Origin of the sequence: Streptosporangium sp. NPDC049046, assembly GCF_040649155.1 — a bacterium.
Taxonomy (GTDB): Bacteria; Actinomycetota; Actinomycetes; order Streptosporangiales; family Streptosporangiaceae; genus Streptosporangium.
The window spans coordinates 55846-80991 of sequence record NZ_JBEZEZ010000024.1 but is presented as its reverse complement, the minus strand read 5'-3'; the positions used below and the strand labels follow the sequence as shown (position 1 = coordinate 80991).

Annotated in this window: 20 protein-coding genes; 12 read left to right on the top strand and 8 right to left on the bottom strand. The window is 69.8% G+C overall.

Annotated elements, in window-relative coordinates; genetic code table 11:
• Positions 1-83 precede the first annotated feature (83 nt).
• Positions 84-2108: an NAD(P)-binding protein gene (locus AB0B96_RS29680; protein ID WP_362903887.1), complete on the bottom strand. Its 2025-nt coding sequence runs from the start codon at positions 2106-2108 to the stop codon at positions 84-86.
• A 447-nt stretch (positions 2109-2555) separates the two neighbouring features.
• Between AB0B96_RS29680 and AB0B96_RS29675 the strand changes: the two genes are divergently transcribed.
• From AB0B96_RS29675 to AB0B96_RS29655, 5 genes are all read left to right on the top strand, one after another.
• On the top strand, positions 2556-2783 hold the full coding sequence (locus tag AB0B96_RS29675) for a hypothetical protein (protein ID WP_362903885.1): 228 nt from the start codon (positions 2556-2558) through the stop codon (positions 2781-2783).
• A 48-nt stretch (positions 2784-2831) separates the two neighbouring features.
• Complete coding sequence (locus tag AB0B96_RS29670) at positions 2832-4502, top strand: SPFH domain-containing protein (RefSeq protein ID WP_362903883.1); 1671 nt, start codon at positions 2832-2834, stop codon at positions 4500-4502.
• 380 nt (positions 4503-4882) lie between these two features.
• Entirely contained in the window at positions 4883-5155 is a 273-nt protein-coding gene (locus AB0B96_RS29665; RefSeq protein WP_350942387.1) for a GlsB/YeaQ/YmgE family stress response membrane protein, read from the top strand.
• Positions 5156-5736: 581 nt separating this feature from the next.
• Positions 5737-6324: a helix-turn-helix domain-containing protein gene (locus AB0B96_RS29660; RefSeq protein ID WP_362903880.1), complete on the top strand. Its 588-nt coding sequence runs from the start codon at positions 5737-5739 to the stop codon at positions 6322-6324.
• A 25-nt stretch (positions 6325-6349) separates the two neighbouring features.
• Positions 6350-6940, top strand: a complete 591-nt coding sequence (locus AB0B96_RS29655) for a dihydrofolate reductase family protein (protein ID WP_362903878.1) — start codon at positions 6350-6352, stop codon at positions 6938-6940.
• Between the two features lie 165 nt (positions 6941-7105).
• Here the strand turns inward: AB0B96_RS29655 and AB0B96_RS29650 are convergent, their stop codons facing one another.
• From AB0B96_RS29650 to AB0B96_RS29640, 3 genes are all read right to left on the bottom strand, one after another.
• Positions 7106-7570, bottom strand: coding sequence for a hypothetical protein (locus AB0B96_RS29650; protein ID WP_362903876.1), 465 nt, complete (start codon positions 7568-7570; stop codon positions 7106-7108).
• Positions 7571-7618: 48 nt separating this feature from the next.
• Positions 7619-8866 (bottom strand): DUF418 domain-containing protein, encoded by a 1248-nt coding sequence (locus tag AB0B96_RS29645; RefSeq protein ID WP_362903874.1) that lies wholly within the window; start codon positions 8864-8866, stop codon positions 7619-7621.
• Between the two features lie 366 nt (positions 8867-9232).
• Entirely contained in the window at positions 9233-9802 is a 570-nt protein-coding gene (locus AB0B96_RS29640; RefSeq protein ID WP_362903872.1) for a CGNR zinc finger domain-containing protein, read from the bottom strand.
• Between the two features lie 72 nt (positions 9803-9874).
• Here AB0B96_RS29640 and AB0B96_RS29635 point away from each other — a divergent pair, with 72 nt between their 5' ends.
• Positions 9875-10630 (top strand): class I SAM-dependent methyltransferase, encoded by a 756-nt coding sequence (locus AB0B96_RS29635; protein WP_362903870.1) that lies wholly within the window; start codon positions 9875-9877, stop codon positions 10628-10630.
• A gap of 602 nt (positions 10631-11232) precedes the next feature.
• On the opposite strand, the gene AB0B96_RS29630 is transcribed toward AB0B96_RS29635, so the two are convergent.
• Together AB0B96_RS29630 and wecB are read right to left on the bottom strand one after the other, a co-directional pair.
• Positions 11233-13290, bottom strand: coding sequence for a glycosyltransferase (locus AB0B96_RS29630; protein ID WP_362903868.1), 2058 nt, complete (start codon positions 13288-13290; stop codon positions 11233-11235).
• A gap of 63 nt (positions 13291-13353) precedes the next feature.
• Positions 13354-14523, bottom strand: a complete 1170-nt coding sequence (gene wecB, locus AB0B96_RS29625) for a UDP-N-acetylglucosamine 2-epimerase (non-hydrolyzing) (RefSeq protein WP_350942396.1) — start codon at positions 14521-14523, stop codon at positions 13354-13356.
• Between the two features lie 206 nt (positions 14524-14729).
• Here wecB and AB0B96_RS29620 point away from each other — a divergent pair, with 206 nt between their 5' ends.
• The 5 genes from AB0B96_RS29620 to AB0B96_RS29600 all read left to right on the top strand — a co-directional run bounded on the left by AB0B96_RS29620 (position 14730) and on the right by AB0B96_RS29600 (position 21856).
• Positions 14730-16745, top strand: a complete 2016-nt coding sequence (locus AB0B96_RS29620; protein ID WP_362903865.1) for a glycosyltransferase — start codon at positions 14730-14732, stop codon at positions 16743-16745.
• A gap of 129 nt (positions 16746-16874) precedes the next feature.
• Complete coding sequence (locus AB0B96_RS29615; RefSeq protein ID WP_362903863.1) at positions 16875-18140, top strand: nucleotide sugar dehydrogenase; 1266 nt, start codon at positions 16875-16877, stop codon at positions 18138-18140.
• Positions 18141-18159: 19 nt separating this feature from the next.
• Entirely contained in the window at positions 18160-19248 is a 1089-nt protein-coding gene (locus tag AB0B96_RS29610) for a glycosyltransferase (RefSeq protein ID WP_362903861.1), read from the top strand.
• A 78-nt stretch (positions 19249-19326) separates the two neighbouring features.
• On the top strand, positions 19327-21168 hold the full coding sequence (locus AB0B96_RS29605) for a DUF4434 domain-containing protein (protein ID WP_362903859.1): 1842 nt from the start codon (positions 19327-19329) through the stop codon (positions 21166-21168).
• A 19-nt stretch (positions 21169-21187) separates the two neighbouring features.
• The gene (locus AB0B96_RS29600) at positions 21188-21856 is read left to right on the top strand and encodes an NUDIX domain-containing protein (protein ID WP_362903857.1); all 669 of its coding nucleotides are present in this window, start codon (positions 21188-21190) and stop codon (positions 21854-21856) included.
• A gap of 71 nt (positions 21857-21927) precedes the next feature.
• On the opposite strand, the gene AB0B96_RS29595 is transcribed toward AB0B96_RS29600, so the two are convergent.
• On the bottom strand, positions 21928-22563 hold the full coding sequence (locus tag AB0B96_RS29595) for a Uma2 family endonuclease (protein ID WP_362903854.1): 636 nt from the start codon (positions 22561-22563) through the stop codon (positions 21928-21930).
• 80 nt (positions 22564-22643) lie between these two features.
• On the opposite strand from AB0B96_RS29595, the gene hisC reads away from it, so the two are divergent.
• Positions 22644-23705 (top strand): histidinol-phosphate transaminase, encoded by a 1062-nt coding sequence (gene hisC / locus AB0B96_RS29590; RefSeq protein WP_350942408.1) that lies wholly within the window; start codon positions 22644-22646, stop codon positions 23703-23705.
• Between the two features lie 164 nt (positions 23706-23869).
• Here hisC and AB0B96_RS29585 read toward each other — a convergent pair whose 3' ends face one another.
• Entirely contained in the window at positions 23870-24820 is a 951-nt protein-coding gene (locus AB0B96_RS29585) for an EamA family transporter (protein WP_362903851.1), read from the bottom strand.
• Positions 24821-25146 lie beyond the last annotated feature (326 nt).

Below are 25146 nucleotides of genomic sequence, written 5' to 3'. Positions count from 1 at the left end.
CCGCGACCGACCGACCATGACCGCGACCGATTGAGACCAACCACGACCGACCGACCCCCGAGGTCGGAGCGGGGACGCCGGAGTCAGGTCAGGAGCGGTCCGGAGGAAGGGCCGGAAGGGTGCGAAGGGCGCGAGGGCCCGTCCTGCAGCTCCGCGACCGCGCGGTAGGCGGCGGTGACGGCCGCGTCGGCGCGGGCGGCCGGAACGGAGTCGGAGTTGGCGATCGCGATCCGGCCGTGTGTCCTGCGGGCGACGGCCGCAGGAGGGGTTCCGTCGGGGTAGAAGTCGAGGTCCCACGGGGTGGCGTACTCCGGCGCGTAGCCGTGTCCCCACCGGTTGACCGTGATCGCCTCGATGTCACGGGCCGCGTCGAAGCCACCGGGCCCCAGCAACCGGGTGAGCTGGTCGCGGATGCTGTACTCCAGGTGCTCGTACGGCGTCTCGATCAGGGCGTACCGCCCGGCCACCGAGCCCTGCGCGGGGGACACACCGGGTGTGACGGGGGTGCCGACCAGGTGCGCGGTGATCGGCTCCTCGGGCCTCCTCGGGCATCTGTAGGCGCCGACGTCCGCCGGGTCGTCGAGCTCGGCCACGCACCAGCGGGCGCCGGTGAACCGGGCGCGCCTGATCCCCATTCTCCGCCAGGCCCGCCAGTCGCGGAGCTGGACCGTCGCGTACAGCAGGGGCACCTTGACCGCCCGCCCCAGGGCCGTCCGCTGCTCGGGCGGGAGGTCGTCGACCAGGTAGGGGATCATCGAGTTCCAGCAGGCCATGATCACACCGCCCGCCCGTACGGTTCTCACCCGCTCGCCGTCGAAGTAGCCGACCGTGGCGCCGCCGGCCGTGTCGGCGGGGCCGTCGTTGGCGGCGGAGACGACCGGGCTGGACAACCGTACGCGGACCCGGTTGCCCGGCCGGTCGAGCACGCCGTAGTCGAAGCTCGCGGTGGTGATGTCCTTCACGCCGAAGGCCGTCGCGAAGCCGGGGATCATGCGGGCGGCCATCATCCTGACGATCGCCTGGTTGCCCTCCGGGAAGCGCCAGGCGCGCGGTGCGCCCGCGTCCCACTCCTTGATCACGGTCGGGGAGTTGTACCTGGACGGCTTGGACCTGTCGAGCCCGAGCCCCTGGAACCCCGGGTACCGGTGTTCGTCGGCGCTGCCCCAGGCGTCGATCGCGCCGAAGGCGTCGGAGCCGTAGGCCCACTCGTCGCTCGGCATGGTCCTGACGAACGCCAGCACGTCCGGGTGGACGCCGCAGACGTCCCTGAGGAAGCCCGAGTAGGTCAGCCGGGCCAGCCGCGCCTGTTTCTCCTCGGCGGACAGGCCGGGAAACCAGTCGGGCGGATCGCCGTACAGCATGAGCAGGTCCCGTCTGGCCCGCTCGGCGACGGGCAGCTCGGCGATCCACTCGGGAGCGCTCCTGCCGGGCCCGAGCACGACGAGCCTCTCCGCGCCTCCGGCGGGGAACGCCTCCCGGTCGCAGAAGACGCCGTCGTGCATCCCCAGGCTCGCGTACGGCTCCCGGCCCGAGGGTTCCCCGAGCCCTTCCGGGTGGACGCCCAGTTTGGCGAGCAGGTCCTTGCCCTCGGGAGTCCACGCCGACGGGTGCTGCATCGACCGCGAGCCGCCGTACGCGACCAGCGGCCCCTTCCTGGCCGCCGGGCGGAACTCGTTGCGCAGGGCGTGCCCGCCGATGTCGTCGTGGTTGTCGAGGATGAGGATCCGCGCGCCGGGCTCGCGCTCCAGCCATCGGTGGGCCGCGCTGAGGCCGCTGATCCCCGCGCCGACCACGACCAGGTCGTAGTGCTCGCCGGTGGGTTCCGGGGGGCCGACGTACGGCCAGAAGCGCCGGTCGCGGAGGGCGTGGGGCACGCTCAGCGCCTCTGCGGTGTCGCCGCGCAACCCCGTGAGGGACGGCGGACAGGAGAGCTCCAGATCCTCCGGAAGCGCGGAGTGGGTCTCTTCCCGACCGGTCCCGGGCAGCGAGCACGCCGCCGCGACACCGGTGGCCGTGATCACCCCATCGAAGAAGTCCCGGCGGGAGATGAGCCGGTCCATGCCGAGTTCCAGGGCCTTACGTGGATTGATCTCGTGAGGATCTGTCATGGGGCGATCATCACGATGTGAATGGATCGGTGGGGTCGCCTCGCTGCGTTTTCGGGAAGTTTTTACCCGGGCCATTAACGCGCTGTCGCGACATGTCCCACATGAGAGTCATGTCGTGGCGGCCGGGAATTAAGCGGGGAGATGGGGTCTTGGCCGATCCGATCCGGGAAAAGCCGCGAGTGACCCGGTACGCGCCCCACGCCGTCACCGCCGATCCCGCTCATTCTCGCTGCTCCGCGCCCTCCGAGGGTGCTCCGGGCGCCCTCCCGACGACTCCGCGAGGCAGCGAAGGCATGCCATCCGGATTGTCGGATAATCCATAACCATATGGCCATTCGACTTGTTACTCGGATAAAGTGAAGCGAGGGATCCGGCGCCTCCATGTCGCCGGGTGGCGAGGCGCGGCACGCGGGGGCGGCCTCCGTGCCTTCATATTCGCTTTTCCCTTTGACCGATGTCGCGGGGGAGTATCACGTGGTCGGTAAGCACGGAAGAGTCACGGGACGGATCGGCCCCGGCCTGGTCGGGGAGGTGATGGTGGAGGTCCGCGGGGGCGTCGAGGCGTTCTACGCCCACCCGACGGTCCCGGACGAGGAGATCGCCCCGTCGTCGATCGTGGTGGTCGTCGAGTTCTTCCCGCCGCGCACGATCTATGTCGCCCGCGCGCTCCCCTGATCCGCCCCGCTCCCCGAATCTGATCTCCCCCACACCGCGGAGGCCGAGATGCCCACGGAGTACCTCGTCATAGGGGGCCTCGCCCTCGTCGCCCTTCTCGTCATCACCCTGCTCTTCAAATCCGTCTGGCGGGTGGCGGAGCCCAACGAGGCGCTGATCATCTCCGGCCTCGGCGCCCGGGGAAACTCCACGGTCGCCGACAGTCTCGGATTCAAGATCGTCACCGGCAAGGGCACCGCCGTGCTCCCCGGCTTCCAGACCGCGCGCCGCCTGCGCCTGGACAGCCGCGCCACCAACCTCCAGGTCTCCTGCGTCACCCAGCAGGGCATCCCGGTGGTCGTACGAGGCGTCGTCATCTACAAGGTCGGCGACGACCTGCACTCGATCGCCAACTCGGCCCGGCGCTTCCTGGACCAGCAGGATTCGATGAACGGTGCCATCCACGAGCTGTTCACCGGCCACCTGCGCTCGATCATCGGCAACCTCACGGTGGAGGACCTCATCCTCAACCGCGAACGGCTGACCGGCGAGACCCGCGCCTCGGCCGCCGACGAGATGATCAGGCTCGGTCTGATCGTCGACTCCCTGCAGATCCAGGAGATCGAGGACGGGACGGGCTACATCACCAACCTCGGCAAACCGCACGCCGCCAGCATCGCCGCCGCGGCCCGCATCGCCGAGGCGCAGCGCGACCAGGAGGCCACCCAGGCCGAGCAGATCGCCGCGGCCAACAAGGCCGCGGCCTGGCGAGACGCGAAGATCAAGCAGGCGGTCTACCAGGCCGAGATCGACGAGGCCCAGGCCAGGTCCCGCCAGGCGGGGCCGCTCTCCGAGGCGTCCGCCCGGCAGGAGGTCGTCGTCCAGGAGACCCGGGCGGCCGAGCTTGAGGCCGCACTGGCCGAGCAACGGCTCCAGGCCCAGATCCGCAAACCCGCGGACGCCAGGGCGTACGAGACCGTGACGGTCTCCCGGGCCGAGCGCGACGCCCGCATCGCCCAGGCCGAGGCCGAGGCGCGCGAGACCGAACTCCGCGCCGCCGCGCAGGCGTCGCAGGTCAAGCAGGCCGCCGCGGCCGAGGCCGAGTCCGTGCGGCTGCGCGGTATCGCCACCGCGGAGGCGACGAAGGTCACCGGCTTCGGCGAGGCGGAGTCCGCGAGGGCCCGCGGCCTGGCCGCCGCCGACGCCTCCAAGGCGCAGGGGCTCGCGGAGGCCGAGGCCGCCAGGGCGAAAGGGCTGGCCGTCGCCGACGCGATCCGGGCCCGCGCCGAGGCGCTCGCCGAGAACCAGGAGGCGGTCATCGCCCAGCAGCTCGCCGAGAAGTGGCCCCAGATCGTCGAGGCGGGCGCGAAGGCCTTCGGCAACGTCGACCACATGGTCGTACTCAACGGCGCCCAGGGCGTCGAGGAGATGCTCGCCAAGGCCCTCACCCTCGGCGGCGCCGGCCTCGGCCTCGCCCGCTCCCTCCTGAGCACCGTCACCCCCACCGCCCCCCTCGAAGCCGCCCCTCCCTCCGCCACGGCCACTCTCACCGGAACCACCGGAACCACCGAGGCCACAGAAACCGACGAAACCGATAGGGCCACGGCAACCGATGGGGCCACGGCAACCGGTAGGGCCACCGCAACCGATGGGGCCACGACGACCGATGGGGCCGCCCCCTCGGAAAGATCGGAAAGAGGAGCCACGCCCCCGGAAAAACCTGCCGCCCTCGCCCCCTGACTCTCGGCGTCACGGCTCTTCGATGCCGAAGACGAGCGTCCCCCGCACCATCGAAGAGCCGACTTCACCCTCTCCGAACCCCCTCTCCGAACCCCTCGCTTCGCCCCCTCTCCCCGATTTCTTCGACGGATTTCCCCGGCCGATCCCCACGGATGACAGATTTTTTCCGGGGATCCCCGTAGAAGACGGATGGGGGCCGTGTGGCTTTCGTGGCAGGTGAAGCCGGGTCTCCTCCGGGCGAATCGGGGGGCACGACCTGCCTGAGACCTCCGCGCAACGGATTCGTGACCCGCGGCCATTAATTCGGGGCACCCCGTTATGTGTTGTTCCTTTTTCCTAGGGCATACGCCTGGCAGCTGAGCAGACAGGGAGAGTGGAACATGACAGTCACCGGCATCATCACCGCCATTGTTATCGGCGCCATCATCGGTGCCCTGGGTCGGCTCGTCGTGCCCGGCAAGCAGTCCATCCCGATCTGGCTGACCATCGTCATCGGTATCGTCGCGGCCCTCATCGGTACCGCGATCGCCGGCGCGCTCGGGGTCGCTGCCACCTCAGGTATCGACTGGATCGAGCTGATGATCCAGGTCGCCCTTGCCGCGGTCGGCGTCATCCTGACGGTAAGCCTCTACGGCAGGCGAGGCGTCCGGTAATCCGTGATCCGGGGCGGCCGGATCTCCACGGGGAGACCCCGAGGAGATCCGGAGACCACCACCCCGGACACCCCCGACGGCCCCGCCCCAGATCTTTCCGGGGCGGGGCCGTTGCTGTCCGCCCGAGCCCACCGATTCCTGGAATTCGCGACATCATGCTCATACGCTTCCAGCGCCGCCCGTACGGAGATCAAACCGCGGCCCGCGACCCCGGTTTCTCCCGCGCCCGTACACGGGAGGGCGACCGTGCGCGGCCAGGGGGGCAGCCGAAGGAGACCCGCCCCCGTACACGGGAGGCGACCGGGCGAGGGGCTCCGGTGAACGAGTACGAGGAGCCCGCGCTCGCACGCGGGAGGGCAACCGGTGAATAGGGAAAGGGGCCCGCGGGCAAGAAGCGAGGCCCGAGGAACCGAGGCGGATCCGAGCCCCGAAGAACCGAGCCCCGAAGAACCGAGGCGGATCCGAGCCCCGAAGAACCGAGCCCCGAAGAACCGAGGCGGACCCGAGCCCTCCGACCCCCCGATATCCCGGAAAAATGGGGCTTCCTTGACAATATAATTTGTCGGGGATAGTCTGCGGACATGCAGGACATCGCCGTGATCGAGGACTCCGCCGCCGCCGAGGTCTCGCTGGACCCCATCCGGGCCCGGTTGCTGGCCGAGCTGAGCGAGCCAGGCTCCGCGACCATGCTGGCGGCCAAGGTCGGCCTGCCCCGGCAGAAGGTCAACTACCACCTGAAGACGCTTGAGGCGCACGGGCTCGTCGAGATGATCGAGGAGCGGCGCAAGGGCAACGTCAACGAGCGCATCATGCGGGCGACCGCGGCCTCGTACGTGATCTCCCCGACCGCGCTCTCATCCGTCGAGCCAGACCCGGCGCGCTCACCCGACCAGCTCTCGGCGAGCTGGCTGCTGGCCGTCGCGGCCAGGCTGGTCCGCGACGTCGGGGCGCTCATCACCGGCGCCGCCAAAGCACGCAAGCGCGTCGCGACCTTCGCGATCGACGGCGAGGTGCGTTTCGCCTCGGCCGCCGACCGGGCCGAGTTCGCCAGGGAGCTCGCCGGGGCCGTCACAGCCCTGGTGTCCAAATATCACGACGAGTCCGCAGAGAAAGGCCGCGACCATCGGATCGTCGTCGCCCTTCACCCGAGCGTGAAGGAAACCCGTTGAGCCACCCCCTTCAAGGAGCGAATCCATGCGTGTCGTGATCGTCGAGTTCATGAGCCTGGACGGCGTCGTGCAGGCGCCGGGTGGCCCCGAGGAGGACACCGACGGCGGCTTCGCCCACGGTGGCTGGTCCCACCCGTTCTTCGACCCCGAGGTGGTCGGCGGTGCCTTCGACGGCGCGCTGAGCGGAGCCGGGGCGCTGCTGTTCGGGCGCCGGACGTGGCAGACCATGGCCGCGGCGTGGCCGGGGCGAGCCGGTGACCCGTTCGCCGACCGGATGAACGCCATCCCGAAGTACGTCGTGTCCCTGACACTGGGCGACGACCAGCTGACGTGGAACAACACCACCCGAATCCCCGGTGACGAGGCCGTCGCCCACATCAGGAAACTGCGCGAGACCGAGGGCGGCGACCTGGTGCTCATGGGAAGCCCCACCCTCGCCCGCACCCTCCTGAGCGAGGACCTGGTCGACGAGCTCCGGCTCATCGTCATGCCGGTGATCCTCGGCGGAGGTAAGACGATCTTCCCCGACGACGGCGGCCTGCACACGTTCGAGCTGGTCTCCACGGTCACCAGCAGGGCGGGCACGAACGTGTGCGTCTACCGCCCGGCCGGCTGAATCCCCGGGACATCCCGGCGACCGGAAGGTGACCGGTGTTCGTCAGTGAGGATCGGCGAGCGGGGGCCCGGGCATCTGTGCCCTTCCCCGTGGGCGACACGAACCCGTGGCCGACACGAGTTTCCGAGAGGGGAAACCCAGGGAGGCGGAAGCGCCGGGGCTCGGTCAGGTGGCCTCGTCCAACTGTTCGGCCAGTCGCTGCAGACCACCCTTGATGAGCTGCCCGTACTCGTCGTCACCGAGCGCGCCGATCGTGTCCCGCGCCTGCTGGAGGTGCTTGCGGGCGAGGTCGAGGTCGCCCAGCTTGCGATAACAGTCGCTCAGGTTGAGGTGCAACGACGGATACAGACCGGCCACGGAAATCGCCACCCCGGCCTGGGCCGCCTGCTCGTCGGTGACCAGGTCGGCGGCGGCGAGCGCTCGCAGATCCCACATCAGCTCCTCGCGCACGTCGTCCTGCACGTCGGCCATCGAGTGGGCGAGGACGCAGACATGCAGAGGTTCGCCTTTCTCGCCGCCGATGTCGTCCCAGATCTGCGCGAACAGCTCGCGAGCGGCGTCACGTTGACCTTTGTGGTGATGTAACTCCACCCCCTGGCCGATCCGGGTGAGCGTTGGGTCGGTGATCACGAGCGACTCCTTCACAGGCGAGCACAGGCGAGGCGGTGGAGTGCAAGCCTAATCGCCCGACACCGCCTGACGATCTTCGATTTTCCAACCCGTTCGGTACGTCAGCCGACGCAGGAGAACCTCGGCGGGTCCTCGCCTGCCGCGACGCTCCAGGCCGTAGGCCACGACCACGGTGATCAGCCAGACGCCGAGCGCGTAGCCGGCCACGGAGGCGCTGTGCAGGTGAGCCCCGACCCCGAGACCCCATGCGGCCAGCACCGGGGCGCAGAGCAGCGACTGGGCGAGGTAGGCCGAGAGTGACCGCCTGCCCAGCGCGACCACCGCCGTGGACGCGAGGCCGGGGCGTCGCCGACGTCCGAGCCGGTGCCCGACGAGCCCGAACGCCGCCGCGTAACCCAGCCCGGCGGGCAGGCCGGTAACCGTCTGGGACATCTCGAAAACGAACATCGACTCTTCCGGGACCCTCAGCACCCCCATGACCGCCGCCGCGTGCGGGAGCCCACCCAGCCATCCGATGGCGATGCCGACGGCGGCGACGCGGCCCAACAGTGGCAGGTGCTCGCCGGGCTGTTCCAGGATCCGCCGCCGGGCCGCCCAGAAACCGAGGACGATCGCGACGGGCACGACGAGTCCCAGCAGGCCCTGGCCGACCACGACCATCGGCCAGAAGGCGAGGCGTCCCGACGCCGCGGCGAGCGGATCGCTCTCGGCACTGCCCGCAGCTCCCAAAGACAGATAACCGAAGATCTCAGGGGACGACTCCAAGCAGGCCCCCACCACACTGAGCAGGGTCTCCAGTATGAGGATGCCCGTGCCGATCGCGGCCCAGACGAGCAGCGTGCGATCCCTCCTGCGCAGGAACAGCCAGGACAGGAGAAACCCGGTCAGGCCGTACGCGCCAAGGATGTCCCCCTGCCACAGCAACGCCGCGTGCACGAACCCGAACAGGAACAACCACAGGCTGCGGCGGCGCAGCAGTGCCGACACGGCCGACTCCGAGTGCCCGGCGGCCTGCTGGCGTGACAGGAGCTGCACCATGCCGTAGCCGAACAGGAACGCGAACATCGGATAGACCCGGAAGTCCACCCCGACGATGGCGACCACCTGGACGATCCGGTCCAGCGCCGAGCCTCCGGGCGGATGGATCGTGGTGGCCCGGATCTCTCGGCTCCACAGATACCAGGGAGTGTTCGCCACGGCGATGAGCAACAGCATGAAGCCACGGGCGAGATCGGGGGCGAGTGCGCGCTCGCCGTTCCGCACCGGACCGCGGATCGGGGCGCTCCTAGTCGCCATGAGGGAGCGGACCTCCCGCCGCGCCGCCGTGACCGAGCGGGAGCCGTTGCTCCCGCCGAGCCGGCAACCGTGCCGAACGGGCTGCTTCACCGGCAGCACGCACACATTCGACGAGCGAGCACCAGGATGTCTGCGATTCTGTGATCACACAAAGTTACGATACAGAGACAGACAGTAGGAAGAGGTGTGATTCGTGAGACTGGACGCCTCCTGAGCGGCCCTACCTCTGAACGACGGCCGACAAGCGTTCCGCCTGTCGACGACGATCGGTGATGCTGCCGGGGCCACCATGGCCGGTCTCCGGTCCGCTCCCAGAGAGCCGCATCTTCGTGCCGACCGGCTGGAGGGCCGGTCTCCGACCCGCCCTCACGAAACCCTGCCCCTGGCCCGAAAGGCCGTGGTCTTGACGCGGTTCTGGCAGGCGGTGCCACAGAACCGGCGGGTGCCGTTGCGGGAGACGTCCACATAGACCCGGTCGCAGTGCGGTGCCGTACACACGCCGAGACGGTCGTGGTGCTCGCTCCCCAGCACGATCGCGAGCCCGGTGGCACAACTCGCCGCCCAGTCGCCGGTCATGGTGCCGCCGGGGCCGTGGAAGTGCAGGTGCCACGGCTCTCCGTCGTGTCGTTCGAGCATCGGCCGGGCCCTGGTCTTCTCAAGAAGATCGTTGACCCGCAGGGCAGCGGCGTCGACGTCTCCTTTCGCGACGGCGTCGAAGACCACGCGCAGCCGGCCGGCGATCTCGGCGAGCTCGCCGGCCTCCACCTCGGTGACCTCCCGATGGCCCGGGTAGCCGGTGCGCAGGCCCTCCGTGGCGGCGGGAGCGAGATCGCGCGGCGGCGAGAAGTCGCGGCCCCGCCTCTCTCCCGGCGTCAGTTCGTTGACCAACCCCACCGCCACGCGGACGATCGAATCGGTGTGACTGTTGAAATCCACTTGACCAGTCACATCCTCACGTTCTAGCTTGTAACTGTCATAAGCTTAGACGGCAGTCACAAGGAGACTATGGTGCTCACCCACGATGCCGCACTCGAGTGGATCGCACGCTGGGATCGTCAGCAGGAGGGCTACCTGCCCGACCGCGAAGAGCGCTTCACCGCGCTGATCGACGCCGTCGAGGCGGCGGGCCGTCCCGATCCGCTCGTCATCGACCTCGGATGTGGACCGGGCTCGCTCTCCGCCCGTCTCCTGGAGCGGCTGCCCCAGGCGACGGTGATCGCGGTCGACGCCGACCCCCTGCTGCTCGGCCTCGGCCGGGCCGCCTACCCGCACCTCACCTTCCTCTCCCTCGACCTGCGCACCCCCGGATGGACCGGATCCCTCGGCCTGGACAGGCCGGCCGACGTCGCGGTGAGCACCACCGCACTGCACTGGATCTCCGGGCCCGACCTCCAGAAGATGTACGCCGAACTGGCGACCGTGCTGCGCCCGGGCGGGCTCCTGCTCAACGGCGACCACATGGAGACCGACGACACCACCCCGGCCATCGCCCGTCTCGAACGCGCCGTACAGGACCGGGAGACCCGGCGCGTGTTCGCCGACGGCCACCCCGAGGACTGGCGCCAGTGGTGGGATGCGATCGCCGCCGACCCCGCCTTCGCCGAACTCAACACCGCACGCACCACAGCGGGAGCCGACCACCACGGCTCGGAGTCCTCCCTGCTCTCCGAGCACGTCGACGCCCTGCGCGATGCCGGATTCGCCGAGATCGGCACCCTCTGGCAGCGCGGCAACAACCGCCTCCTCTGCGCAGTCCGCCACTGACCCGACCCGACGCCCTCACGGCCGAGGGGGAAGAACGAGTGGCGAGCCAAGAGGACGAACCACGACGAGCCCGATGGACTCACGGCGAGCCCGCTGCGCTCCTTTCCGCACCGGCGCTTCAGCTACGGCGACGGACCCCGTACGACCCCGTACGGATTGCTTCAGCGTCCCAGCGCACACCGGGCGGCCGGTAAGAAAGCGACTACGGCCCGCACCACTTACGGGGAGACGGGCCGTGTGCGGAGGTGGGCGGGTGTTCCGGGCGGCTTATAAAAATCCGCAACCAGCGCGCCCGCCAGGCCGGAGGCCTGACCCACCAGACGACCACCAACGACGGCCGCCCGGAGCACCCGCCCACCGGAGCGCGCACCCACCTTGAACAGCGGCCGGACCCCCAGACCTGTCACCAACGACGGCCGCCCGCCGGAGCGCGCACCCACCTTGAACAGCGGCCGGACCCCCAGACCTGTCACCAACGACGGCCGCCCACCGGAACACCCACCCACCGGAGCGCGCACCCATCTGACACGCCGGCCCCCGGTCGTCGTGCCCATGCCGCAGGAAAACCTTCGGGAACCGCCCCACCAACGCCGAAACCGAAGTCAGATCATGACGTGCGCTTCCGGATGCCCGGCGAAGGAGAACTGCGCGTTGCGGGTGAGCTTGATGTCGTCGGCCTGCCAGGTGTGCAGGGACTTGTCGCCACTGCGCCAGTAGACGAAGTTGAACCGGTCGGCGGAGTAGATCTTGACGCGGTCCTCCTTGAGCCGGCGGACCAGGCGGGTGTCCTCACCCCGGGTCACGTCCTCGAACCCGTAGTGCCGGAACATGTCGGCCTTGCCGAGGAAGGTGCCGCCCTGCACCAGGAAGGCGTACCGGTGCTCCAACCCCGGCAGCCGGAGCATCGTGGTGTTGCCGCCCTCGAAGTACGCGTAGTGCGCGCCCTTGCCGACGAGCTCGGCGTCGGAGTAGTCGAAGGCGCGGGCCAGGTCCGACAGGTAGTGCTCGCCGTAGAGGTTGTCGTCGTCCATTTTGGCGATCAACTCGCCCTCGGCGGCGGCGATGCCCATGTTGAGGCAGGCGCCCAGCGACAGTGACGAGTCGGCGGGCAGCACCACGACATCGGTGATCCCGGCCATCCGCGCCTTGTCCGCCACCACCACGGGGTCGATGGCGAGCCCGTGCAGGACCATGACGAGCTGAACCGGACGGTGGATCTGCTTGGCCACCGAGGAGATCGCGTGCTCGATCTGGGAGGCGCGGTTGGTGGGCAGGACCACCGAGATCGAGCGGGTCCGCGGCTGCACCGGCCGGCCGAGGATCCCCAGGATCTGGTCCACGCGGTGCGAGAAGAGGTGCTTGTCGAAGACTTCGCGCATGGCGAGGTGCCCCTGGCGGGCGCGCAGCTCGGGGCTGTTGATCAGGTGCAGGACCTGGTTGTACGACTCCAGCTCGTCGCGGGCGATCGGGATCAGCGACCCGAAGGTCTCCTCGATGGCCCGGGACCAGCCGGAGACCACCGACGTCGAGCAGGCCGAGAGCTCGAAGACGCGGCGGGCGCACATGGTCGGTGAGTCGAGCACCGAGTTCACGTTGAGGAAGACCTTGTACATCTTGTACGCGGCCAGCATCCGGTCGTACGGCAGCTCGCCCACGATGTGCGGGACGTACTCCTTCGGCCAGGCGTACTTCTCGTCGACGGTGCCGTTGCGGGCGAAGATGTGCAGCCCGAGCTCGCGGATCGGGGCGAGGACGGTTTCCATCTGCTCGCGGCGCTCGGGGTGCTTGTCCCTGAAGTACATGCCCGCGAAGACCACGTCGTTGACGCGCCCCTGCTTCTCCTGGATGGGATTGTGCACCCGGGGCTGCGCGGCGAACTGCAGGACGTCGACCCGGTCGTGACCCAGCACCTCGCGGTAGCGGGGGACCATGTCGCCGTCGCAGGTGAAGACGTAGTCGAACAGCTTGGCCGTGTCGATGAAGAAGTCGAAGTTCGGCGGGTCCTCCTTGTTCCAGAAGACCGTGGGAATCCCCTCGGCGCGGCACCAGTCGATCAGGGCGATCAGCTCAGGCTTGGGGGCCTTCGTCCCGGTCATCTGGTAGCGCCAGCGGCCCTGGTTGCCGTGCCAGGCCGACTCCACGAACAGCAGCTCGGGACGACGCTCGGCGAAGATCTCCGGCCAGTCGCGGAGCCCGAACTCGATCTGGTCCCACTCGTACTTGAACGCCATCCGGGAGAAGTCGTCCAGGATGACCGCGACCTTCATATCAGGGCGGACGATCGGACCGGCGGGCCACTTGACCTGCGGTACGTTGACCACGGGCCCCTGCCGGTCGAGTTCCTCGACCACCTCGGCCACCGGACGGGGCGGCTTGGGGCCCTTGCGTGCCTGCATCGCGGAGCGCAGCTTGCCCGGCAGCGCGGTGACCCCCGGCCCCTTGGCGGACGTCAGTGCCTCGGCCACCCGGTAGGGGCGCTGCACCTTGGTGGACTCCAGCTTCCACTGCGCGTAGTCGGCCCGCGCCTCGGCGATGGCGAGCCGCCGCTCCAGGTCGTGGACGCGCTCCTCAAGGCGTTCGACGACCTTGCGTTCCTCGGGCAGCCAGTTGATCGGTCCGAGACGCTGGAACTTCGGCTCTTCTGGGGTCTCATCGCTCATGGGGAATCGCCTTTGTCAGAGGTCGTGCCAGCGTACGACCAAAGTCGTAGCCAAATGGCCGTTTTAAAGGGATTTGGGCGATACGGATTGACCGGCCGGTGAGAGGTTGCCGCCGCGCAGCCAGCTCTCGATCACCCGGGCGATCCGGGGACCGGCCTTGCCGTCCCAGAGCGGGGGCAGCTCGCCCGACGGCGTTCCCGAGCCCTCGGCCAGTGCCCGGTCGGCGGCGGCGGGCAGCTGCGCGGGGGTGACGAGCCGGTTGGTGCCGTGCGTGATGGTGATCGGACGTTCGGTGTTGGGCCGCACCGTGAGGCAGGGCACACCCAGCATGGTCGTCTCCTCCTGCACGCCGCCGGAGTCGGTGACGACCAGCGTCGCGCCTCGCACCAGCGACAGGAAGTCCACGTAGCCCAGCGGGTCGACGATGAGGAGGTTGTCGCCGTTCACCAGTCCGGCCTCCGCCAGACGGGTCCGGCCGCGCGGGTGCAGTGGCACCACGACCGGCAGGCGCTCGCTCACCGAGAGCACGGCGTCGACGAGCTCCTTGGCCGAGGCCGGGTCGTCGACGTTGCCGGGACGGTGCAGGGTGGCGACCGCGTACCGCTCGGGAAGGCCGAGCCGGGAGCGGACCGGGGCGGGGTCGAGGTGGTCCAGCGCGGAGAACAGGCTGTCGATCATCGGGTTGCCGACGAGGTGCACCCTGGCCGGGTCGACGCCCTCGGCGGCGAGGTGGGAGAGCGCGTCCGGCGAGGTGGCGAAGAGGATGTCGGACAGGCCGTCGGTGACGACCCGGTTCACCTCCTCGGGCATCTCCCGGTCGAAGGAACGCAGGCCCGCCTCCACGTGCGCGGTCGGCACGTGGAGCTTGGCGCAGACGAGGATCGCGGCGAGCGTCGAGTTCACGTCGCCGTAGACGACGACCAGGGTGGGACGGTGTTCGAGCACCACGTCCTCCAGGCCGACGAGCAGGGCCGCCGTCTGACGGGCGTGCGAGCCGGAACCGACGCCGAGGTTGGCGATCGGCTCGGGAAGACCGAGGTCGGCGAAGAAGACGTCCGACATGAGCGCGTCATAGTGCTGACCGGTGTGAACGATGCCCTGTCGCACCCCGAGCTCGGTGAGGGCGCGCACCACGGGAGCGGCCTTCACGAAGTTCGGACGCGCGCCGAGCACGTGCAGGACGAGGGGATCATCGGGGCTCTGAGCAGCGCCCGGACGGGCAAAGTCCCTCATTGACCTCGCCTTTCATGCGGCAGTGGGGCAAACGTTGCCTATGGTACGGTCACGGCGTGGTATCCGATGCCAACAGGCCAGACTCCCCCTCGGTTCCAGCGAAGGTTTCGGCGAAGGATCCGGTGAAGTCCCCGGATCCGGTGACGCCCTCGGTTCCGGCGACCCCCTCTCCCTCGGTGACGCCCCCGGCCGTTGAGACCCCCGCAGTGGACACGCCCACGGAGCCGCCGCCCCCGCCGAGCGCGGAGACGCCCTCGCCCGTGGACGCGGCCCCGGTCTCCGACGTGGACGCGACGCGGAAACCCAACGCGAACCCGACGCGGAAACCCGACGCGGACGGCACCACGGAACCGGACAACAAGCCGACGGAGACAGCGGACACACCCCCGGATACGCCCTCCGCCCCGGACACCCCCTCCGTCCCGGACAAGCCTTCCGCCTCGGACACGCCCCCCGTCTCCGACATGCCCACCGTCACGGCGAGGCCCTCGGACGAGGACGAGGAGAAGGTCCCCGCGTCGCTCCCCGCCTCCCCGGACTCCCCGACGCCCACCGGTTCCCCTGCATCCCCGGACTCTCCCGTCTCCCCGGTCTCGGCGAAGTCGGCCAGGGCCGGGCTGCGCGGCCTCATCAAGGGCTTCGTCCAGCACCCGGTCATCGTCTCCCGCGTCGTCGCGACCAAGGTGAAGTCCGACCCGGTACGCGTGGCGCAGGCGGCGGCCGAGACGCTCCCGCCGAGTGTCCGTCCCGTGGTCGGCCGGTTCGCCTGGCCCGTCGCGCGCCGCGCCAAGATCGTCGTACGCAAGCTCGGCATGCGCCTGGTGAAGGGCCCGTGGAGCGAGGCGAAGGAACACTTCGACTCCGGCCGGATGAGCGAGGCCGCCGCGGTGCTGCAGGGTCACACGCGCTACCCCTTCATCAAGCGCCGGCACGCCTACTACGCGGGAGAGCTGGCCGCGATCCAGCCGAACCCGATCCCGCCCAAGGCGAAGGTGATCGTGGGCGAGCGGTTCCCCGGCAGGGTGCTGCACTGCGTGACGAACGCGCTGCCGTACACGCAGGCCGGATACACCGTCCGCACGCACCGCATCGTCACCTCGCAGAAGGCCGCGGGGCTCGACCCGCACGTCGTGACCAGCTGGGGCTGGCCGATGATGCAGGGGCACGCCGACGCGACGCCGTACGAGGAGATCGACGGCATCCCCTACCACCGGCTGATCCCGAGCGGCGAGGTGCCGTTCGAGAGCCAGGGGCGGATGATCCGCGGCGCCGGAGAGGTGACCGAGCTGGTCAGGACCCTGCGACCGCAGGTGCTGCACGCCGCGACCGACCATCGCAACGGATCGGTGGCGCTCGCGGTGCGCGAGCGTACCGGCACGCCGATGGTCTACGAGGTGCGGGGCTTCCTCGAGGAGACCTGGGCCTCCCGCGACCCCAAGCGCATCGGCAGCCAGCGACACGTGCTCCAGCGCGACCGCGAGGCGTTCATCATGCGTTCCGCCGACGCCGTGGTCACCCTCGCGGAGACCATGGCCACCGAGATCGTCGAACGCGGGGTGCCGAGGGAGAGGATCTATCTCGCGCCGAACGCGGTGGACGACTCGCTGCTCAGCGCCGAGTACGACGGTGCGGGCTTCCGCGCCGCGTACGGCATCGAGCCCGGCGAGATCGTGATGGGCTCGGTGTCGAGCATCGTGGCCTACGAGGGTTTCGCCACCATGATCAACGCGGCCGCGCTGCTGCGGGACGAGGGCGCGCCGGTGAAGGTGCTGCTCGTCGGCGACGGCGTGGAGCGGGCGGCGCTGCTCGAACAGGTCGAGGAGCTGGGCCTGGGCGACATCGCGATCCTGCCGGGACGTGTCGGTCCCGACGAGGCCCTGCAGGCGCAGGCGGCGATCGACATCTTCGTCTGCCCTCGCGAGGACCTGCGCGTCTGCCGGCTCGTCACGCCGTTGAAGCCCGTCGAGGCGATGGCTCTCGGCAAGCCGGTCGTGCTGAGCGACCTGCCGGCGCTCTCCGAGCTCGTGGGTTCGGAGGGGGCGGGGCTTCTGGTGCCCCCGGGAGATCCCGAGGCGCTGGCCAAGGCGATCGCCGGGCTGCGTGACGATCCCGAGCGAAGGGCCGGGATGGGTGAGGCGGGACGGGCCGAGGTGGCGGCGAAGCGTACGTGGAGCCGTATCGCGGAGACTTACCGTGATATTTACCGATCGATTGCTGGATGATGGTCTCGTGTTGGTAACAGGGAGACCAGCCGTTTGCGATGCGTTCAATCGCATTAGGCGTAGCTCGTTCGGACTTGAGATAGCCTTTGCGACCATGAAGTGTTGTTTCCGGCGTTCCAAGGTCATCCAGTGACTGCCTACGACCTGGCCATCATCGGTCTGGGCTACGTCGGCATGCCCCTGGCCAAGGAGGCCACCGCGGCCGGTCTGCGGGTCGTCGGCTTCGAGGTGGACGCGGCGAAGGTCGAGGCCCTCAACGCGGGCACGTCCTACATCGACGACCTGACCGACGCCGACCTCGAGCACATGCTGGCGGGAGGCTTTACCGCCACGCTGGACGAATCCGTCCTGGCGGACAGCCGGACCGTCGTCATCTGCGTGCCGACCCCGCTGGACGAGGACCACCGCCCCGACCTGTCGTCGGTCGAGGGCGCCACCGCCACCGTCGCACGCAACCTGCGCGCCGGCACGCTGGTGGTCCTGGAGTCCACCACCTGGCCCGGCACCACCGACGAGGTCGCCCGCCCCATCCTGGAGAAGGGCTCGGGCCTCGCCGCGGGCACCGACTTCCACCTCGCCTTCTCGCCCGAGCGCATCGACCCGGGCAACCCCAAGTACGGCCTGCGCAACACCCCGAAGGTCGTCGGCGGTTACACCCCGGCCTGCAAGGACCGCGCGGTCGGGTTCTACGCCCAGTTCATCGAGCAGGTCGTGCCGGTGAGCGGCACCCGCGAGGCCGAGATGGCCAAGCTCCTGGAGAACACCTACCGCCACGTCAACATCGCCCTCGTCAACGAGATGGCGATCTTCTGCGACGAGCTCGGTGTCGACCTGTGGGAGTCGATCGAGGCCGCGGCGACCAAGCCGTTCGGGTTCCAGAAGTTCCTTCCAGGACCCGGCGTCGGCGGGCACTGCATCCCCGTCGACCCGTCCTACCTCTCCTACACGGTGCGCAAGCTGGGCTACCCGTTCCGCTTCGTCGAGCTGGCGCAGGAGATCAACGAGCGGATGCCGTCCTACGTGGTGGCCCGCGTGCAACGACTGCTCAACCGGCAGCGGAAGCCCGTCAACGGCTCCAGGGTGCTGCTGCTCGGTGTCACGTACAAGCCCGACATCGCCGACGAGCGCGAGACCCCGGCCCTGCCGGTCGCGCGGGCGCTGCTCGAGCTGGGGGCGGAGCTCGTCTTCGCCGATCCGTACGTCAAGGAGTGGCGGGTCGACGACGTCGACGTGCCACGTGAGGAAGACCTCGCCAAGGCGGTGGCCGAAGCCGACGTGACGCTGTTGCTCCAGCAGCACGCCGCCTTCGACCTGTCGACGGTCGAGGACCATGGCAAGCTCGTGCTCGACACCCGAGGCGTGCTCGCCGAGGGTGAACGCGTCGAGCGGCTCTAGCGACGGAGGGCTGCGCGAAGTGCACGTGCTCGTCATGACGGTGGTGCATCACCCCGAGGACGCCCGGATCCTGCACCGGCAGATCCGCGCGCTCGTGGACGCCGGTCATGAGGTCACGTACGCGGCCCCGTACACGGCGCGGGGCGTGATGGCCCGCTCCTGGGTGAACGGCGTCGACCTCCCCCGCGCCGCCGAGCGCAAGCGGTTCGCCGCGGTGCGCGCCGCGCGCAAGGTGTTCAAGCGCATGCGCGGCGAGGTCGACCTCGTGGTCATCCACGACCCCGAGCTGCTGCTCGCGGTGGCGGGGATGCGCAAGCGGCCGCCGGTGGTCTGGGACGTCCACGAGGACACTCCCGCGACGCTGTCGCTGAAGCCCTGGCTGCCCGCGTTCCTGCGCCCGCCGGTGCGGTTCCTGGCCCGCCTGCTCGAAGGCACGGCCGAGCGGCACCTGCACCTGCTGCTGGCCGAGACCGCGTACGCGGGAAGGTTCCGCCAGGCGCACCTGGTGGTGCCGAACGAGACCTGGGTGCCCGACGAGGTGACGCCGCCGGGCGACGACCGCGTCGTCTACCTCGGCTGGCTGTCGGGAGCGCGCGGGGTGCACGAGGCGATCGAGGTGGCCCGGCTGCTCCAGCCGTACCGGGTCGCGGTCGAGCTGATCGGCTACGCCGACCCGCAGTCGCGGCCGACGCTGAACGAGGCGGTGGCGGAGGGCGTGCTGGAATGGCGCGACTTCATGCCGAACGACGAGGCGCTCAAGCGGCTCGACGGCGCGCTCGCCGGGCTCTCCCTGCTGCACGACGAGCCCAACTACCGGCACTCCATGCCCACGAAGATCGTGGAGTACATGGCGCACGGCATCCCGGTGATCACCACTCCCTCGCCCCGCGCGGTGGAACTGGTCGAGCGCTACGACAGCGGCATGGTCGTGCCCTGGCAGGATCCCAAGGCGGTGGCCCAGGCCGTGCTCTTCCTGCGAGACGACGCCAGGGAACGGTATGCCAGGGGTGCCCGAGGGTATGCGGCGGCTCGTGCGAACCACCACTGGCCCAACTCGGCCCGCCGTTTCGTCGCTCAGCTGGAGGCGTGGGCGGGCGTCAAGAGCTGATCGTCGATACGGCGAGGCCCGCGGTGTCCGTCCGGCTCCTTATGTCTGCCTGATCACGAGAACGGTAGTGTCCTGAACGTGCGCTGGCTCATCGCTTTCCTGGGCGTGGCGATCCTCGCGGGTGTGGCGACGTTCGTGGTGACCACGCCCACCGGGAACGGCTCCCCGACGGCGGGCGGCTCGTCGCTCACGGCCTCGCCCTCCACCCCCACCTCCACCTCCGCCACCCCCTCGGTGCCGGTGCCGGAGGTGACCGAGTTCACCGACCCGTGCGGAACGTTCGACACGACGATGCGCTGGCCGTACGCGGTCACCGGCTACTGGCTGGTGCCGACCAGCGACCACTGCACCTGGCGCCGGCAGTTCGGCGCCATCCACGAGGTGGGCGGCGACACGGTGATCCGGATCGGCTGGGGCCTGCAGGCGCGCCGCCTCGACAACGACGGCCGGATCCTCGACGGCCAGGGGGACGTCGACGCCCGCTACGAGCCGTGCGAGGAGAACGGGGTCCCGTGCGCGCTGGCGGCGGAGAACGACCTCAAGGCCGCCAACCCCGGCAACCGGGTGAGCTGGACGTTCGTCTACCGCACCGACGAGGCGTTCGGCCCGGACCTGTTCCGCTGCCCCGAGTTCGAGCGGAAGATCGTCACCGACAAGACCGTCTTCTACCGGATCGTCGCCCCCGACGACGGCACCGACGACCCGAGCTGCGAGAACATCCGGTCCAAGGGACGCGGCTATCACGTGATCCTGGTCGCGGCCGCGCACGAGGACAGCCTCGCCGAGTTGCTCGACCTCGGTGACCGGTTCGGCGTGAAGGTCTACCCGGCGCTGCCGCTCGCTCCCCGAGACCCGGCGCAGAAGACCCAGGCCGCCAAGCAGGGCACGGACACGCTCACCACCCTCACCCGCCGGATCATGCAGGACTACGGGGCGCGCTTCCAGGACCGGGCCTCGCTGGGCGGTTTCTACCAGCCGTTCGAGCTGCAGATGCGCGAGATGAAGTACGTCGGCGACTCCGACTCCGACCACCCGACGCTCAGGGTCTACGCCTCGCAGCACGAGATCGTCGAGCAGGAGATGCCCGGCAGGCCCGTGCTCGTCAGCCCCTACCTCGACGCCCGCAAGGAACGGCCGTTCAGCGCCACTCCCAAGCAGGTCGCCAAGGGCTTCGAGGCCCTCGTCAGGACCGGTGTCGGGATCATCGCCCCGCAGGACAGCCGGGGTACCGGCAAGGTCGGGCTGTTCTGGGCCGACCAGCGCGAGGAGAAGATCGACGAGCGGCTGAGCCCGGTCGTCAAGAAGAAGACCAACGGCGAGGCGTACCACGGCTCGACCCGCGACTACTACCGCGAGATGTCCCTCGCCAGGACCAGGATGATCGAGCAGGGCTTCAACGTGCAGCTCTGGGCCAACGTCGAGGCCTTCGAGCCCTCGGGCGAGGAGCCGTGCGCCGCGGGGTCCGACCGGGGACGCACCGACAAGGAGCGGCTCGACACGGCCGTGGCGCAGGTCGGACGCTACGTCTCCAAGGTCGTCTCCTACATGTGGAGCGACTTCTACACCTGCGGCTCCCCGTCCCTCGCCGAGGAGATCGCCCGCGACTACAACCGGCCCATCGCCGCCGACGCGGTCCGCATGCAGCGCGACATCCAGGACGGCATGGAGATCCGCGGCTACAACATCCCGATGGGCTCCAAGGTGACGATCACCTGGGAGGGCCAGGAGGAGCCCCGCGTCGTCGACGTGGCCGGGGTGAACCTGACCGAGCCGCCGCCGGACCTGCCGGTACGGATGGAAACGGCGTGGATCCCGTTCGACTGGACCCGGGTGCCCGAGGACACCTGGGTCAGGGTCTCGGTCGCGGCGGCCGACGGACGCGCCGCCACCGAGACGTTGCACGTCCGCGTGCGGGTCTGACCGGTGTAACGTGCCTGCCATGGTGCCGCGCATTCCCGTCAGCGTGGACCTTGTCGTCCTCACGGTGCGCCGCCAGGTGCTGAGCGCGCTCGTCTGGCGGCGCGACAAGCCGCCGTACGAGGGACGCTGGGCCCTGTCAGGCGGTTTCATCCAGCTCGACGAGGACCTGCCCGCGGCCGCCGCCCGCGTCCTCGCGGAACGGGCGGGCCTGCCGGGCGCCCCCGTGCACCTGGAACAGCTGCAGACCTACGGCTACCCCGACCGCGACCCGCGCCAGCGCGTGCTGAGCGTGGCCTATCTCGGCCTCGCCCCGCACCTGCCGACCTCCACCGAGGCGCACATGAGCTGGCAGCCGGTCTCCTCGCTGCTGCGCGAGATGGCCTTCGACCACCGGCGCATCATGATCGACGGGATCGAGCGGGCCCGCGCCAAGCTCGAATACACCCCGCTGGGCGCGGCCTTCTGCCCGCCGGAGTTCACCGTCGCCGAGCTGCGCCGGGTCTACGAGATCGTCTGGGGCCGAGCCCTCGACCCGCGCAACTTCCACCGCAAGGTCACCAAGGCCGAGGGCTTCCTGGTGCCCACCGGCGGCACCACCACCCGCGACGGCGGACGCCCCGCCAAGCTGTATCGCCGCGGCCCCGCCGTGGCGCTGCACCCTCCGATGCTCCGCTCCCTCAAGGAGTGACCGGAGCCCTCTGTCGCCTGAGTTCCGTTGCCTGAGCCCCGTAGTGGTTAGCCGTGGAGCCCTGCCGACGATCAGAGGCCGTCGATCTCCGTCAGGTCGACGTCGACGTCGAACGGGACGCTGACCTTCAGCCGGTCGTGGTGGATCCCCATGAGCGCGTAGGCCTTGGTGCCCGGGTCCAGCTCGTAGACGTAGACGACCGGGCGGCCGTCCTTCTCCTCGACCCGCCAGAAATGGTCGATGCCCGCCTGGGCGTACAGGACCGGCTTGCGCTCCCGGTCGCGGATCTCCGACTCGGCGGAGACGACTTCGACGGCGAGAACGACGTCGGCCGGCTGGTAGGTGGTCTGCTTCAGATCCAGGTCGCCATCGGCTCGGGTCACCACGAGATCGGGCTCGGGGCGTTGGCGCTTGCCGAGTGTCACCGTCATCTCCCTGCGAACACGCAGTCCAGACGGAACTGCTTGACGCAGCGTGTAAATCAGGAGATCCACGATGAGTGAGTGGAAACGGGTCTGGGGGCTCACGAAGACGAGAGTGCCATCGATGAGTTCCGTGTGGGGAGGGATCCCTCGAAGCCGGTCGAGGTCCTCAGCCGAGAAGCCCTCTTTGGGAGGGAACACCCACTGGGGCAGCGGCTCCAGCTCGGGCGACCCTGTCTTGTCCACCTCGGCGCTCGGCCTGTCGGCCAGCGATGCGATGCTCATGTCGTCCTCCCGGTCGGGCACGCCTCTCACCTCCAGTGTTACAGGATGCCCCATCCGCCCGCTGCTCATAAGGTAAGGCCATGCCTCGTTTCCGCGCGATCCTGGACACGATGCCCGCCTACCGGGCGGGCAAGGCCGTGGTGTCCGCCGACGGCCGGTCCTACAAGCTCTCCTCGAACGAATCCCCCTACGAGCCGCTGCCCTCGGTCGTCGAGGCGGTCGCCAGGGCGGCGACCCAGATGCACCGCTATCCCGATCCGGCGGCCACCGAGCTGACCGCGGCGATCGCCGAGAAGTACGGCGTCCCGGCCGAGCACATCGCGCTCGGCGCCGGCTCGGTGACGGTGGCCCAGCAGCTCTTCGAGACCGTGAGCGAGCCGGGCGCCGAAGTGATCTACGCGTGGCGGTCCTTCGAGGCGTACCCGCTGCTGGCCGACCTGGCGGGGGCGACCTCGGTGCGGGTCCCGCTGCTGGGCGAGACGCACCATCTGGAGGCGATGGCCGACGCGATCACCCCGCACACCCGCATGATCTTCGTCTGCAACCCGAACAACCCCACGGGCACCGTCGTCCACGCGGCCGAGCTCGCGGCGTTCCTCGACCGGGTGCCGGAGAACGTGCTCGTCGTGCTCGACGAGGCCTACCGCGAGTATGTCAGGGACACCGGGGTCACCGACGGGCTCACCGTCTACGGCGACCGGCCGAACGTCGCCGTCCTGCGCACCTTCTCCAAGGCGTACGGCCTGGCCGGACTCCGGGTGGGCTACCTGATCGCGAACGAGCCGGTGGCGTCCACCGTCCGCAAGACGATCGTGCCGTTCGCGGTGAACCACCTCGCCCAGGCGGCGGCGATCGCCTCGCTCGCCGCCGAGGACGAGCTGATGGAGCGGGTCGACGTGGTGGTCAAGGAGCGCGACCGGGTCCGTGAGGCGCTGATCGGCCAGGGCTGGGAGGTGCCGGTGAGCGAGGCCAACTTCGTCTGGCTGCGGCTGGGGGAGCGCACGCTCGAATTCGCCGGGGCGTGCGCGACCGAGGGTGTCGCGGTACGGCCCTTCGCCGGGGAGGGCGCCCGCGTCTCCATCGGCGATTCCGAGGCCAACGACACCTTCCTCGCCGCCGCGGCCGCCTTCAGAGGCGCCTGACCCGCCCGTCTTCCCCGGTCCACTCGGCCCGACCCGCTTCGTCAGCTCCGCATGCCCCATGACCAGCGGGTCCGCGTGACCACCCTGACCTGTCGAATCCACGTGGCCCGCGTGACCGGCTCGACGTACCGATTCCGGCCGATCCCGCGCCGGGCGCCCGCGGCCTACACGGCCGCGGGCTCCGGCTCCGGCCTCGGCTCCGCGGGCTCCGGCTTCTTCCGCCGTTCCGTGGAGACCACCAGGGCCACGCCGACGACGATCACCACGCCGGCCGCGACCATCGAGCCGGTGACCGGCTCGCTCAGCACGAGGGCGCCCAGCACGACCGCCACGACCGGGTTGACGTAGGCGTAGGTGGAGACCAGCGAGATCGGGGCGTTGCCCAGCAGCCACACGTACGCCGTGAAGCCGACCAGCGACCCGACCATGATCAGATAGATCAGCGCGGCCCACGACCGTGCGGAGACGGCGGCGACGTCGAGGCGCTCGCCCATCGCGGCGGCGGTGAGGGCGAGCCCGACACTGCCCGCCGCCATCTCGACGACGCTCGCGGCGAAGGGGTTCGCGGGCATCGGGATGCGGGAGGCGAGGAACGAGCCGACCGCCCACGACAGCGACGCTAGCAGGATGATCACGACTCCGACGCCGTCGGCCACGTTGCTCCCGCCGCTCAGCGACAGCACCGCCACGCCGCCGAACCCGATGAGCACTCCCACGAGCGTCAGCGCCCGCGGCCGGTCCCTGAACATGATCCTGAAGATGACGAGCCAGAGCGGGGTCGAGGCCACCAGCAGCGCGGCCAGGCCGCTGGAGATGTGCTGCTCGGCCACGGCGACCATGCCGTTGCCGCCGTTCAGCAGCAGCAGGCCGACCAGCGTCGCCCCGCCCGCCTCCCTCCAGGTCATCCGGAAGGCGTCGCGCCCCTTCACCAGGAGCACCACGAGGCCCAGCACGAGCGCGGCCGTGACGAACCGGACGGCTCCGCTGAGCAGCGGCGGGATCGTCTCGATCGTGATCATGATCGCCAGGTACGTGGAACCCCACACCACGTACACGATCGCCAGCGCTCCCCAGACGAGGAGCGTCTTACGGCTGTAAGCACCGTCTTTGCTCATAGCTCATGACAATAGTGGTTGACACCGACAATCCGCTCGCGAGTTTCGGACCTTGAGACGCGCTTCCGCGGGGCGTGATCCGAAGGGCTTTCCTTGACGCTGCGCCGACGCCGCGCCGACGCCGCGCCGACGCCGCGCCGACGCCGCGCCGACGGATCCGCGCCGGGGGGATCGCGGCACCGGGGCCCTCGCCGTGTCCTCGGCGTGCCGGGGGGACCGTAATTCCCGGGCCGTAATGAACGCCGTAATGAACAGGATGCTGTGAACAGGCAAAAACAAACAGGCCGGAATGAACAAGTCGCAGTGAACACGTCCCGGTGAACGAG